Origin of the sequence: Actinocatenispora comari, from assembly GCF_017312725.1 — a bacterium.
Lineage (GTDB): Bacteria > Actinomycetota > Actinomycetes > Mycobacteriales > Micromonosporaceae > Actinocatenispora > Actinocatenispora comari.
The window spans coordinates 77,613-90,833 of sequence record NZ_BOPO01000124.1 but is presented as its reverse complement, the minus strand read 5'-3'; the positions used below and the strand labels follow the sequence as shown (position 1 = coordinate 90,833).

General features: G+C 74.3%; 11 protein-coding genes. 6 read left to right on the top strand and 5 right to left on the bottom strand.

Annotated features, from left to right (window positions below; all coding sequences use genetic code 11):
* The 3 genes from tilS to NUM_RS37470 all read left to right on the top strand — a co-directional run.
* A partial coding sequence (gene tilS, locus NUM_RS29660) for a tRNA lysidine(34) synthetase TilS (protein ID WP_207128215.1) occupies positions 1 to 858 on the top strand: 858 nt, incomplete at its 5' end.
* Between the two features lie 55 nt (positions 859 to 913).
* Positions 914 to 1,555, top strand: a complete 642-nt coding sequence (locus NUM_RS29655) for an L-threonylcarbamoyladenylate synthase (protein WP_030449529.1) — start codon at positions 914 to 916, stop codon at positions 1,553 to 1,555.
* Positions 1,556 to 1,643: 88 nt separating this feature from the next.
* Positions 1,644 to 2,456: an Rv0361 family membrane protein gene (locus NUM_RS37470; protein ID WP_225918935.1), complete on the top strand. Its 813-nt coding sequence runs from the start codon at positions 1,644 to 1,646 to the stop codon at positions 2,454 to 2,456.
* Between the two features lie 58 nt (positions 2,457 to 2,514).
* Here NUM_RS37470 and NUM_RS29645 read toward each other — a convergent pair whose 3' ends face one another.
* Together NUM_RS29645 and NUM_RS29640 are read right to left on the bottom strand one after the other, a co-directional pair.
* Complete coding sequence (locus NUM_RS29645; protein WP_207128214.1) at positions 2,515 to 4,476, bottom strand: FUSC family protein; 1,962 nt, start codon at positions 4,474 to 4,476, stop codon at positions 2,515 to 2,517.
* Between the two features lie 114 nt (positions 4,477 to 4,590).
* Positions 4,591 to 6,084: a potassium/proton antiporter gene (locus tag NUM_RS29640; protein WP_207128213.1), complete on the bottom strand. Its 1,494-nt coding sequence runs from the start codon at positions 6,082 to 6,084 to the stop codon at positions 4,591 to 4,593.
* A 232-nt stretch (positions 6,085 to 6,316) separates the two neighbouring features.
* Here NUM_RS29640 and NUM_RS29635 point away from each other — a divergent pair, with 232 nt between their 5' ends.
* Entirely contained in the window at positions 6,317 to 6,973 is a 657-nt protein-coding gene (locus NUM_RS29635; RefSeq protein WP_207128212.1) for an ACT domain-containing protein, read from the top strand.
* Positions 6,974 to 7,111: 138 nt separating this feature from the next.
* Here NUM_RS29635 and NUM_RS29630 read toward each other — a convergent pair whose 3' ends face one another.
* Both NUM_RS29630 and NUM_RS29625 read right to left on the bottom strand, forming a co-directional pair.
* Positions 7,112 to 8,764: a S53 family peptidase gene (locus NUM_RS29630; protein ID WP_207128211.1), complete on the bottom strand. Its 1,653-nt coding sequence runs from the start codon at positions 8,762 to 8,764 to the stop codon at positions 7,112 to 7,114.
* Between the two features lie 49 nt (positions 8,765 to 8,813).
* Positions 8,814 to 9,557, bottom strand: a complete 744-nt coding sequence (locus tag NUM_RS29625) for an AraC family transcriptional regulator (protein WP_207128210.1) — start codon at positions 9,555 to 9,557, stop codon at positions 8,814 to 8,816.
* 63 nt (positions 9,558 to 9,620) lie between these two features.
* Here NUM_RS29625 and NUM_RS29620 point away from each other — a divergent pair, with 63 nt between their 5' ends.
* The gene (locus tag NUM_RS29620; protein WP_207128209.1) at positions 9,621 to 10,190 is read left to right on the top strand and encodes a TIGR03086 family metal-binding protein; all 570 of its coding nucleotides are present in this window, start codon (positions 9,621 to 9,623) and stop codon (positions 10,188 to 10,190) included.
* A gap of 384 nt (positions 10,191 to 10,574) precedes the next feature.
* Here the strand turns inward: NUM_RS29620 and NUM_RS29615 are convergent, their stop codons facing one another.
* Positions 10,575 to 12,275 carry an MDR family MFS transporter gene (locus tag NUM_RS29615; protein WP_207128219.1) on the bottom strand — a complete coding sequence of 567 codons (1,701 nt, stop codon included), beginning with the start codon at positions 12,273 to 12,275 and terminating at the stop codon, positions 10,575 to 10,577.
* A gap of 340 nt (positions 12,276 to 12,615) precedes the next feature.
* Here NUM_RS29615 and NUM_RS29610 point away from each other — a divergent pair, with 340 nt between their 5' ends.
* On the top strand, positions 12,616 to 13,173 hold the full coding sequence (locus NUM_RS29610) for a TetR/AcrR family transcriptional regulator (protein WP_207128208.1): 558 nt from the start codon (positions 12,616 to 12,618) through the stop codon (positions 13,171 to 13,173).
* Positions 13,174 to 13,221 lie beyond the last annotated feature (48 nt).

Here is a 13,221-nt window from a genome sequence, read left to right as displayed (position 1 = left end):
CTGGCGGCGGCGACCGCGTTCGTGGCGCCGCGGGCGGGGCTGCGGGCCGGGCTGGTGACGGTCGATCACGGGTTGCAGCCGGGTTCGGCGGCCCGGGCGGCGGAGCTGGCGGAGTGGGCGCGCGCCGCGGGGCTGGCACCGGTGGAGGTGGCGACGGTGACGGTGGGCGCGGCCGGCGGCCCGGAGGCGGCGGCCCGCACCGCGCGGTACGCGGCGCTGGACGAGGCGGCCGCGCGCCACGATGCGCCGGTGCTGCTCGGCCACACCCGGGACGACCAGGCCGAAACGGTACTGCTCGCGCTGGCGCGCGGCGCCGGCCCGCGCGGCGTGGCCGGCATGCCGGCGGTGCGCGGGCGGTACCGTCGCCCGCTGCTCGGGCTGCCCCGGGCGACGACGGTGGCGGCGTGCGACCAGCTCGGCCTGGCGCCGTGGCGGGACCCGCACAACACCGACCCGGCGTACGCGAGATCCCGGTTGCGCTCCGCGCTGGACGAGCTGGAATCGTTGCTGGGCAAGGGTTTCCGCAGCAACCTGGCCCGCACCGCGGAGCTGGTGGCGGCCGACACCGCGCTGCTGGACGAGCAGGCCGACGCGCTTCTGTCCACTGTGGACAAGGACGACGGGCTGGCGGTGGCCGAGCTGGCCGCGGCGCACCGGGCGCTCCGCACCCGGGCGCTGCACGCGTACGCGCGGCGGCTCGGCGCGCCGGGCACCGACCTGACCGCCGGGCACGTGGCCGCGCTCGACGCGTTGCTGACCGACTGGCACGGCCAGGGCCCGGTGTACCTGCCGGGCGCGATCACCGTGCGCCGTCGCGCCGGCCGCCTCACCCCGCCGCTGCCCCGGCGCCGGGTGTGACGCCGTACCAGCAGGTTCCCTCCCGGGGCGTCGGCGTGGGAGACTCCGTGACGTGATGAGCTACGACTGCCGCACCCTGGCCGAGCGCGACCAGGGCATTGCCGCCGCGGTGGAGGCCGTCAAGTCCGGCCAGCTGGTGGTCTTCCCCACCGGCACCATGTACGGGCTGGGTGCCGACGCGTTCGACGAGGACGCGGTGGCCGAGCTGCGGCGCCTCAAGGATCACGGCCGGGACGTCGCGTCGCCGGTGATGGTCGGTTCGCAGCAGACCCTGGACGGGCTGGTCCTGGTGCTGCCGCAGGCGGCCCGGGAGCTCGTCGAGGCGTACTGGCCGGGTGAGCTGAGCGTGATCGTCGAGCACGCGCCGAGCCTGGCGTGGGACATCGGCGACACCGACGGCACGTTCCTGGTGCGGCAGCCGCTGCACCCGGTGGCGCTGGAACTGCTGCGCGAGACCGGCCCGATGGTGGTGGTGGGCGCATCGCTGCCGGGGAAGACCCCGCCGACCACGGCGGAGGAGGCACAGGAACAGCTCGGTTCGGCGGTCTCGGTGTACCTGGAGGCCGGGCCCGGCGGCGAGGCGGTGCCGTCGACGATCGTCGACTGCGCGGAGGAGCCGCCGATGCTGCTGCGGGCCGGCGCCCTGTCGCTGGACACGCTGCGTACGGTGGTGCCGGAACTCGTCGAATCGGACTGATCGACCACCCCCACGGCCGACCACTTGCCCGCGTCGGCCACGATAAGTAATCGAATCCCAGGCAAGACTGCGACCCGCGGAGACCCTCGTGACCTATCCCCCTGGCCAGTACGGCCAGCCCGGCGGCAACGACCCCTACGGTCAGCAGCCGCCCTACGGCCAGCCCCAGCAGCCCTACGGCCAGCCGCCCGCGAGCGGTCAGCCGTACGGCCAGCCCGACCCGTACGGCCAGCCGCCGGCGAGCGGCCAGCCCTACGGCCAGCCGGCCAGCGGCCAGCCCGCGTACGGTCAGCCGCCGGCCAGCGGCCAGCCCTACGGCCAGCCCAGCGGCGCGCCGTACGGGCAGCCGTCCGCCGCGCCCGACCCGTACGGCCAGCCGGCCCAGGCGTACGGCCAGCCCGGCTACGGCCAGCCGGGGCAGCCCGGCTACGGCGGCATGCCGCCGGTCCCGCAGCAGCCGAAGAAGTCGAAGCTGCCGATCATCCTCGGCGCCGGCGGCGGTGGGCTGGCGCTGATCATCATCCTCATCATCGTGCTGGTCGTCGCGTTGGGCGGCAGCGGTGGCGCGAGCGATCCGGCCACGGCGGTGCAGAAGTACCTGACCGCGGTGTTCAAGGACAAGGACGCCAGTACCGCCAAGGCGATGCTCTGCGAGAAGGAGCAGCACACCACCGACGCGGACCCGGAAGAGGTCCAGAAGCAGTTCCGCAGCGGCTCCACCCAGGTGTCGGTCGACTGGACCACGCCGACCGAGTCGAGCCGCAGCGGCGACAACGCCGAGGTGAAGAACGACCTCAAGCTCTCGTACAACGGTCGTTCCACCACCCTGCCGGTGACCTGGAAGGTCGTCGACGAGTCCGGTTGGAAGGTCTGCGACCTGGAGACCGGCACGCCGAAGTAACCCGTACCGACACGACGGCGCCGCCCGGGGCATCCCCGGGCGGCGCCGTCGTGTTCGGTCAGACGTGGCCGAGGGAGCGGTCGGCGGGCTCCGGGCCGGCGGCGACCCGCCGGGCGGTGCGTACCCGGGAGGCGATCGGTTGCAGCGCCTCGTCGGCCGGGGACGGGATCTCGTCCGGCGAGCGCCGGTCGCGCAGCGCCCCGGCCAGGTCCCGGACGTCGGCGACGAGCAGGTTGACCGCGTCGGCGGCCGGCGGCCGACCGGACCCGGTGCGTACCGCGTCCCGGGACTTGATCGCCGCCGCCGTGGTGGCGTCCACCGCGTACTCCAGCTCCACGATCATCGGCCACCACGCGGCGGCGCGCGTACTGACCGGCGGCGGCTCGGCGAGCTTGCGCTGGAACGAGGTCCGCACGTCGGACATGGTCCGGTAGGTACGCCGGCGCTGCCGCCGGGCGGCACCCACGTCGGTGCCGAACGCGGCCCGCAGGTAGTCGGCCAGCTCGTCCACCGCGTCGGCGACCTGCGGCCCGAGGTGCACCCGCCACGTCTCCGGCCACAGCAGGTACCCGAAGACCAGCGCCACCGCGCACCCGGTCGCGGTGTCGATCAGCCGGGTGACCACGATCGACGGCCCCTGGTGCGTGCTGAAGTCGATCAGCAGCGACGCCAGCGGGGTCAGGAAGATCGCGAACATGCCGTAGTTGCGGCCCATCACGATCGGCAGCACGCCGGCGGCGACCGCGATGAACGGCAGCAGCCAGGCGCCGTTCGGCGCGATCGCGAGCAGCGCAGCGCCGATCAGGACGCCGCCGAGGGTGCCGACGGCGCGCTGCACGCCCCGGGCGAACACCGAGCCGAAGTCCGGTTTCAGCACGATCGCCACGGTCAGCAGGATCCAGTACGACCGTTCCAGGTGCAGCACGCCGCGCAGCGCCTCGGCGAGCGACATGCACAGCACCAGCCGCATCGCGTACAGCCAGGTGGCCGGGCCGGTCAGGATCGTGTCGCTCCACCGGATCAGCCGCTCCCGCATCGGCGGCGGTAGCAGCGGCGCCGTGGACACCGCCTCGTGGTCGGGTTTCAGCAGTTCGCGCACGTCGTTCATGCCGGTGCGCAGCGCCCGCAGCCGGTACGTGTCGGGGTGCTGCAACGACTCCGGCATCGGCGGCGGTGGCCGGTCCTCGCTGATCGCCTCGGCCACCGCGCGCATGCCGGCCGGGATCTCCGCCGGTACCGGCTTGGCCAGGTGCGCGATCGTCACCGCCGCCTCGGTGACCGGGGTGGCGGCGTTGAGCAGCGCGGCCAGCTCCCGGAACGTCGGGTTGCGGCCGGCCGAGCGGGACCGTACCGAGAGCAGGGCGTCGTAGCCGGCGTTCATCGCGTCGGTGACCGCCTGCCGCGCCGCGACCGCCCGGTCGGTACCGGTGTCGGCGAGCAGGTCGGCGATCGACCGGTACACCGCCGCCACCGCCTCGCGCTCCGGCGTCCGGACCCCGCCGACCAGCGACACCAGTACCGAAAGCAGCAGCGCCCACAACGCGCCGACCAGGTACAGCGCCGGGATCACCCACGGCGCGAACGGTTGCGGCAGCCCGGACGCGATCGCCACGTACACCAGCAGCTGCAGGCCGGCGGTCGACGCGGCGGCGTTGATCACCGACATCAGTGCCGAGACCAGCGACGCCGCGGCGACCACCAGCACCGCCACCCAGCCGGTACCGACGGCGAGGTGGCCGACGTAGAGGCCGACCGCGCCGGCGAACCCGACGCCGACCTGCCGGGACAGCCGGAACCGGAGCGGGCCGCCCCGGTCGGCGAGCGCGGTGGCCATCGCGCCCATGCCGGCGAACGTGCCGAGGCTGGGCGCGCCCACCGCGAGGAACACCGCGAGCGGGGCCGGGATGGAGATCGCCATCCGCAGCACGTCCAGCCACGAGATGGCAGCCGGCTTCAACCGCACCAGCTCGACGATCCAGTCCGGTGCGGACAGCTCGAACCGCCGCGCCTGGACGGCCATCCCCCCATGATCACAGAAACCGGCCGCACCCCGCGACGCTTGCCGGTCAGCGAGGCCGCGGCGGGTCCGCGGCTGCGAAAGACCGCAAGTGGGAGCAGCGCCCGCCGGTCGCGGTCAGCCGCGCCGGTCCGGGTCGCGCCAGCCGGCCTGCGGGCCGCGCTGACCGATGGCGGTGAGCCGGCGCTCCACGTCCGGGCGGACCCGGTTGGTGGTCATCACGAGCAGTTCGTCCCGGGCCCGGATCGGGGTCCGCCGGTCCGGGACGAACGCCCGGCCGGCCCGGATCACCATCGTCACCACCGCCGGGTCCGGCAGCCGCAGCTCCCAGATCTCCACGTTGCGCAGCCGGGACCGCGGCGACACCACCACGTGGATCAGGTCCGCGTCCAGCACGTCCAGCGGCGCGGACTCGATCTCCAGGTCCCGGGTGGCGTCCGCGGACACCAGGCCGAGTCGCCGGGCCACCGGTTTCAGCGTCGGCGCCTGTACCAGCGTGAACGCCACGACCAGCACGAACACCACGTTGAACAGCCGCTCCGAGCCCGGTACGTGGGCCACCACCGGGAACGTGGCGAGCACGATCGGCACCGCCCCGCGCAGCCCGGCCCAGGACAGCAGCGCCGCCTCGCGACGCGGTACCCGGAACGGCAGCAGCGACACGAGCACCGACACCGGCCGCGCCACCAGCAGCAGGACCAGCCCGAGTACCAGCGCCGGGACGATCACCGCCGGCAGCTCGGTCGGCGACACCAGCAGTCCCAACGACACGAACAGCCCGATCTGGGCGATCCACCCCATTCCCTGCGCGAACGAGCGGACCGCGTGCCGGTGCGACCGGCCGGCGTTGCCCAGGATGATCGCCGTCAGGTACGCGGCGAGGAACCCGCTGGCGTGCGCCGCGCCGGCCGCCGCGAACGCGATCAGTCCCATCGCGAACGTCGCCAGCGGGTACAGCCCGGACGACGGCAGCGACAGCCGGCGCAACCCGAGCGCGCCGAGGAAGCCCGCCGCGGCCCCGATCGCCGCCCCGACCCCCAGCTCGTACGCGAGCGAGACCAGCGCGCGCACCGGCGTACCGGCATCGATCGGCACCGTGAACGCCAGCACCAGGATCACCGTCGGTGCGTCGTTGAACCCCGACTCCGCCTCCAACAGCCCGGCGATCCGGTGCGGCAGCGGCAAGGCCCGCAACACCGAGAACACCGCGGCCGCGTCGGTCGACGCCACCACCGCGCCGAGCAGCAGCGCAAGCTGCACCGAGACACCCAGCAGCAGCCAGGCGCCGACCGCGGTGACCAGCACGCTGACCACCACCCCGAGGGTGGCCAGCACCGCCGCCCGGCCCAGTACCGGCCGGATCAGCCGCCAGTCGGTCGACAGGCCGCCGTCGATCAGGATCACCGCGAGCGCGCCGATCCCGATCGCCTGCGCGATCTGGTCGTTGGAGAACTGCACCCCGAGGCCGTCCTCGCCCAGGCCCAGCCCGATCGCGAGGAACGCCAGCAGCACCGGCAGGCCGACCCGGCTGACCAGCCGGGCCGCCGCGATGCTCGCCACCACCACGCATCCGCCGACGAGCACCACCAGGTACAGCTCGTGCAGCGTCATCGCGGGTGCCCCTCGCCTCCGTTCGGCTGCGCGGCGCGGGCGGTGCGTGGCCGCCGGGATCGACCGCCCGCAACGGCCGTGGATCAACGGTACGCAACGCGGCGCCCGCCCCACGCCCCATCGCGCGATCGGACCCGGCTCGTCGCCGGGTTTCACCGCCGCTCAACGGACCCGAAACATCGGCCCGCCACGCTGCGTACCGAGGGCACCGGCCGTCGGAGGGAGCGTCGTGATGCCGACCAGGTTGCGGGTCCGAATGCCGGACCGTCCCGGCACGCTGGGCCGGCTCGCCGCCGCGCTCGGCGCCGGCGGCGTGGACATCCGGCAGATCCGGGCGCTGGACCGCGCGGCGGGCCGGGCCGTGGCCGACGTGCTGGTCGCGCTGCCCGCCGCCATGCTGCCGGCCGCGGCGGCCCGGCTGCTCACCGGCATCCCCGGGGTACGCCTCGAGGGCTGCTGGCAGGCCAGCGACTCGCTGGAACTCGACCTGGGCCTGGAGGCGCTGGCCGAGACGCTCGCGGCACCGCACCGGGCCCTGCCGGTACTGGTCGACGCGGCGCCACGGGTGGTCGCGGCGCACTGGGCGGCCGCACTCGTGGTGCCGAGCGGGCGCATCGTCCGGGCCAGCTGGCGGGCACCGCGGCTGGCGCCGGGCCCGCTCGGGGAGGTCCGGCCACACACCTCGACCGCCGCGGACGGCACCCGGCTCGCGGTCGTACCGCTGGGGCGGGAACACGCGCTGCTCGCCGGCCGCCGCAACGCACCGTCCTTCCACCAGTCGGAACTGCGCAGCCTGACCACCCTGGCCCGCGCCACGGCGCGGCTGATCGGCCTCGTCGCCGACGCCCGGCCGGCCCGCGTGAACCTGTCTCTCGTCGCCGACCACTGACCTGCCCGCCGCCGGGCGGCAACACCCGCCCGGCCGAACGGCACACAGGCGGGACCGCGCGGGCCTGGGCCGGCACTGGCCGGCGGGCACCCGCCGCGGCATGCGCAGGCGGAGCCGGGCGACCCGTGCCTCGTCAGGTCAGGCGGCGCCGGCCGTCGCGGCGGGACCAGGCGGGGTGGGCGAACCAGGACCGGTCGGTGCGCCGGGCGGGGTGCCGGCGCCGCTGGCGGTGAGCACGTCGGCCAGGGCGGCGGTGGGCACCCCCAGGCCGGTACAGGCGTCCCAGCCGGGGCCCGCCTCGTACGCGCCGTTGCCGCCGGTGGTGACGTCCCGGAAGCCCGGGGCGACCGCACCGGCGGCGGTCGTCCCGTACAGGGTGGGTTGCACCAGGCCGAACCCGTGGCCGGCCCGCTGCGCCAGCCGGGCGAGCAGCGCCGCCCACAGCGGCGCCACCGCGCTGGTACCGCCGATCACCAGGTCCTTGCCGTCCACCCGGACCCGGTAGCCGGTGGCCGGGTCGGCGTCGGCGGCCACGTCCGGCACCCCGCGGCCGGCGCCACCGTTCGGCCCGGCCGGCACGCCGACCTGCTGCTGCCAGGACGGCAGGTCGAACGCGGTGCTCACGCCGCCACCGGTCGCGCCGCCACCGGACCCGGAGTTCCACACCGTCTCGGCCCGCACGGCGCCGGTCGACGCGTCCGCGGTCAGGCTGGTACCGCCGCAGGCCAGCACGTGCGGGCTGGACGCCGGGAAGTCGGTGTGCGCGGTGCCGTCGGTGGCGCCGTCCGCGCTGCCGCCATCGCCGGCCGCGGCGGTCACCGTGACGCCGAGCGCCGCCGCGTCGGCCAGCGCCTGGTCGAAGCTGGTCCTGGCCTGCTCGGTCCACTGGTCCTCGCTGGCACCCCAGCTGATCGACACCGCGACCGGCGTCGGGTCGGCGTGGATCGCGGTGCTCACCGCGTCGAGGAAGCCCTGGTCGGTGTTGGGCGCGAAGTAGACGATCTGGTGCGCGCCGGGGGCGAGGCCGCCGACCACCTCGATGTCGAGCAGCACCTCGCCGTCGGCGCCGCTCGGATCGCCGCCGGGCCGGTTCTGCCCGCCGTCCACGCCGGCCGCGGTGACCGTCGGCGGCGTCAGCTGCAGCTCGCCGAAGTACGCGTCCAGGTCGGCCTGCGCGAACCCGCCGCCCAGCTCGATGATCGCCACCGTCTGGCCGGTGCCGTCGACGTCGGTCGGGAACCCGTACACGGTGCCGAGCTGCGGCGGCGTGAACGACGCGGTGGTCGCCTCGGCGGCGGCCACCCGGAAGGCGGCGCGGGCCTGCGGCCGGTCGTCCAACCCGAGCACGGCGGTGACCACCCCGGCCAGCGCGGCGGGCAGCCGCAGCTCACCCTCCCGGTGCCGGTAGGCGACCGTACCGCCGTCGAACGGGTTCGGCGCGCTCATCCGGGACAGCCGGGCGCCGAACACCGCGGCCTGGGTGGCGAGCGGGCCGCCGACCACGATCCGCCGGCTGGCCGGATCGACCGAGACGATCTCCAGGCCCTGCCCGGTCAGCGCGGAGCGGACCGCCTCGACGTCGGCCGGATCCGCCCCGTACCGGTCGGCGAACTCGGCGCGGGTCACCGTCGCCGACCCGGTCACCAGCTCCGCCGGCAGCGGCGAGCGGCGGCGCAGCACCAGCGTCGTCTCCAACCGCTCGGCGTCGTCCAGCCTGCCGGACTCCTGCGCGTGCGGCAGTGCGGCGCCGCGCCGACTGCCCGGTACCGGAACGAATGCCTCGTCAGTCATGCACTCATCATCCCGCGCCGCGGAGCGCTCGGACCGTACCGAACCGCCACTAATATCGCTGCGCGTACCAGCTCGGTGGCTCGCCGAACATGCTCCTGAAGTCGCGGATGAAGTGGCCCTGGTCGGCGTAGCCGAGGTCCGCCGCCAGCGCGGCCCAGTCGATCTCCGCACCGGCGGCCATCCGCGCGGTCACCTCGTGCAGCCGGTACCGGCGGATCACCCACTTGGGGCCGACGCCGACGTGCTCGGCGAACAGCCGCTGCAATCCGCGCATGCTCAGCCCCAGCTCGCCGGCGAGGCGTTCGACCCGGGTCACCGTCCTGTCCCGGGCGATCCGCTCGACCGCGGCCACCGCCTGCCGGGCCCGAGGGTCGTCGTCCGGCAGCCGTCCGCGCAGGAACGCTTCCACGGTCGGCACGTCGAGCGTCGTCGGCAGGTCCGGGCCGAACAGCTCGGTCGCCGGCACGACGCGGTCGGTGATCGTCGCGACGGGCGCACCGAGGAACGGGCGGAAGCAGCCCGGCCGGAACGCGACGCCGAAGACGTGGCCGCGGCCTTCGAGGACCGTCAGCTGGTGGCCGCTGCGCACACCGTGGACGTCCGCACGGCCGCGGCCGAACGACAGGTGCACGTTCGGATAGGGCACGATCTTCTGCCGGTACGGCTCGGGGTAGTCCCAGCGAGCCTCCCAGTAGCGCGCCACCCAGGGCGCGAGCGCCGGCGACGGCTGGTGGACCGCGTGCCGCTGGTACCTGGTCCAGGCGCTCCCCAGCTCACGAACATCCCGCGCCACCCGGCCCAGTCTATGTCGCCTTTGTTCAATACCCCCCGCTCCGGGGCGCCTAGCGTCGTCGCCATGTCACACGTGTCCACCGCGGCCGGGGCCATGGCCGCCGTCGCCCGCACCGTCACCGACGACCAGCTCGCCAACAAGACCCCGTGCATCGACTACGACGTGCGGGCGCTCGTCAACCATCTCCTGTTCTGGGGTCCGTCGCTCGCCGGCGCCGGGCGGAAGGAGTCCGTACCGCAGCCGGCGGCCGCCGAGTCCGCCGTGGACCTGACAACCGGCGACTGGCGCGGTCGCCTGTGCACCCTGCTGGACGACATCGCGTCGTCGTGGGCGCCGCCGAGCGCCTGGCAGGGCGAGACGAGCATGGGTACGCCGCAGCTGCTGCCCGCACCGGTGATGGGCGACATGATCGTCGGCGAGCTGGCCGTACACGGCTGGGACCTGGCGGTCGCGACCGGGCAACGGCTGGAACTGCCCGCCGACCTGCTGGCGCACCTGCACGACACGGTGTCCGCCGGCGTGCAGCAGGGCCGGGAGATGGGCATGTACGGGCCGGAGGTCGCGGTCCCGGCCGACGCGCCCGCCCTGGACCGCGTCCTCGGCCTGACCGGCCGCGATCCTGCCTGGGCGTAGGCGCCCCGGGCGACGTGCCGGAGCCTGGGCGGACGACCACGGCACGTGCCGGTACCCACCCGAGGGCTCGGCGCACCGCGCGAGCAGGGCGGACGACCGCGCCAGTTCCCGGTGCGGCGCCCGAGTGCTCAGCGCGCAGCGGGGGCGGACGGCTGCGCCAGGTGCCGGTGCCGAGTACCGCCTTGCGAACGGCCCGTCGCGCAGACGACGCCGGGGCGGACCGTCCCCACGTGACGACGCCAGGCGGATCGACCCCTCGCGCAGAAGACGGCAGGCGGACCGGCGCCCACGTGACGACGCCGGGTGGATCGGCCCTCGTGCAGATGACGTCGGGGCGGGTCGGCCCCCTCGCGCCGACCCGCCCCGACGTTGCCCGGCACCGGGTCAGCCGCCCGCCTCGGGGACCGCGGTGAGCGGCCGCATCCCGCCGGCCGGCACCGTCGCCGCCGCGATCCCGGCACCTGCGCCGACCCGTCCGGTGGCCTCCACCGCAGCGGGTTGTTCCGCCGCGGCGCTGTGTTCCGCTGCGGAACCACGCCCGACGACGGCACCATGGCCGACCGTCCCGTGCTCCACCGCGGCGGCACCGCGCTGGCCGCTCGCCGCGCCGGAGTCGGAGCCGGAGCCGCGCAGCGGTACGTGCCGGATCAGCCAGGCGAGCGCGAACACCAGCGCGGCGATCGGCAGCGCGGCCCAGAACACCACGCCGACGCCGTTGCCGACCGCGGCCAGGTACGCCTGGTGCACGGCCGCGGGCAGGTGGTTCAGCGCGTCCGGGCTCATCCGGGCGCCGCCGGACAGCAGCCTGTCCCCGGCACCGGCGCCGAGCTGGTCGTTCAGCGAAGCGGTCAGCCGGGCGGTCAGCACCGCACCGAACACCGCGGTACCGAACGCGCCGCCGATCGACCGGGCGAACGTGACGACGCTGGACGCCACCCCGATCTGCCGCAGCTCGACGCTGTTCTGCGACACCGTCATCAGCGTCTGCATCAGCGCGCCCATCCCCAGGCCGAGCGGCACCATCAGCAGCCCGGCGACGAACTTGCTGGTGTCCACGTCCAACTGGGCCAGAGCGACCATCCCGACGATCATGAGGGCGCCGCCGAGGATCGGGAACATCCGGTACCGGCCGGTCCGGGTGATGACCTGACCGGAGATCAGGCTGACCGCGATCATGCCGAGCATCAGCGGCAACAGCGCCAGCCCGGAGCCGGTCGCCGACTCACCCTGCACGATCTGCTGGTACTGCGGCAGCGCCAGGGTGGCGCCGAACATGGCGAACCCGACCAGGAACCCGAGGATCGACACCACCGCGAAGTTGCGGTTCCGGAACAGCCCCAGCGGGATGATCGGCTCCGCGACCCGCCGCTCCACCAGCACGAACCCGACCAGCGACAGCACCGCGAGCACGCCCAGGCCGACGATCTGGGTGGACAGCCACGGGTACTGGCTGCCGCCCCAGGTGGTGCCGAGGATCAGCGAGCCGGCGGCGAGGGCCAGCAGCCCGGCGCCCAGGTAGTCGACCCGGTGGCTGGTACGCACCCGGGGCAGCTTCAGCGTCGCGATGATCACCGCGAGCGCCGCCGCGCCGACCGGCAGGTTGATGTAGAACGCCCAGCGCCAGCTCAGGTGGTCGGTCACGTACCCGCCGAGCAGCGGGCCGCCGATCATCGCCAGCGGCATGATCGCCGCCATGATCCCCTGGTACTTCCCGCGTTCCCGCGGCGGTACCAGCACCCCCATGATCGACATCGCGCCGACCATCAGGCCGCCCGCGCCGAGCCCCTGGAACGCGCGGAACGCGATCAGCTCGGTCATGCTCTGCGCCGCACCGGACAGCGCGGAGCCACCCAGGAACAGCACGATCGCGGCCAGGTAGACCTTCTTCTGCCCGTACAGGTCGCCGAGCTTGCCCCAGATCGGCGTGGTCACCGTGGTGGCGAGCAGGTACGCGGTGACGACCCAGGAGTAGTGCGCCAGGCCGCCGAGGTCGCCGACGATGCGCGGCAGCGCGGTGTTGACGACCATCTGGTCGAGCATCGCGAGCAGCATGGCGAGCATGACGCCGACCAGCACCACGTACATCCGGGCCTTGGACTGCGGCACCGGTTCCGGCGGCTCTGCTGGCTCTGCCAGCTCTGCCGGCTCTGCCAGCTCTGCGGGCGCCCCCGGTGCTGCGGGCTCTGCCGCGTCTCGTGTGGTGTGTGCCCCGACGTACCGGCTGGGGGTGTGCTTGCGAGCGGCCACGGGTACGCTCCTCTCAGAGGCCAGCAATTTACTTGCCGGCCGGCTAGTTTCCTTACCTGTCGTAAGGTAGACTCGCTACTAGCCGGCCGTCAAGTAAGTCGGCGAGTGACGAGGAGCGCACCAGAACCATGAGCACGGCGCAGCGTGTGTCCGAGACCCACCGAAGCGGGGAGCGGCGATGACGACCCGGGAACGCCCCCGCGACACCAGGGCACGCATCCAGCAGGTCGCGCTCGACCTGTTCGCCGAGCACGGGTACGAGAAGACCGCGCTACGCGAGATCGCCGAGAAGCTCGGCGTCACCAAGGCCGCGCTCTACTACCACTTCAAGACCAAGGAAGACATCCTGGTCAGCATCTTCACCGACTCTGCCGAGCAGATCGACGAGCTGATCGAGTGGGCGCGCAGCCAGCCGCCGACGGTGGAGACCCGGCGCGAGGTGATCCGGCGCTACTCCGGCCTGATGCGCGGCAACCGCAAGCTGCTGCAGTTCATGCACGAGAACCAGCCGACGCTGCGCGACCTGCCGATCGGCGAGACGATGAAGCACCGGATGGCCGGGTTGTTCGAGGTGCTGACCGACGACGGGCAGTCGCTGCCCGACCAGCTGCGTGGCCGGCTCGCGGTGTTCGCGATCAGCTTCGGCACCATGGTCGCGATGTCCGACACCAAGCACTCCCGCGACGAGGTGGCCGACGCGGCGGTCGAGGTCGCCCTCGACCTCATCCGCGGCTGACCGGCACCGGACCGGCGCACCGACACCCGGACAGCACGAGCACCCGGA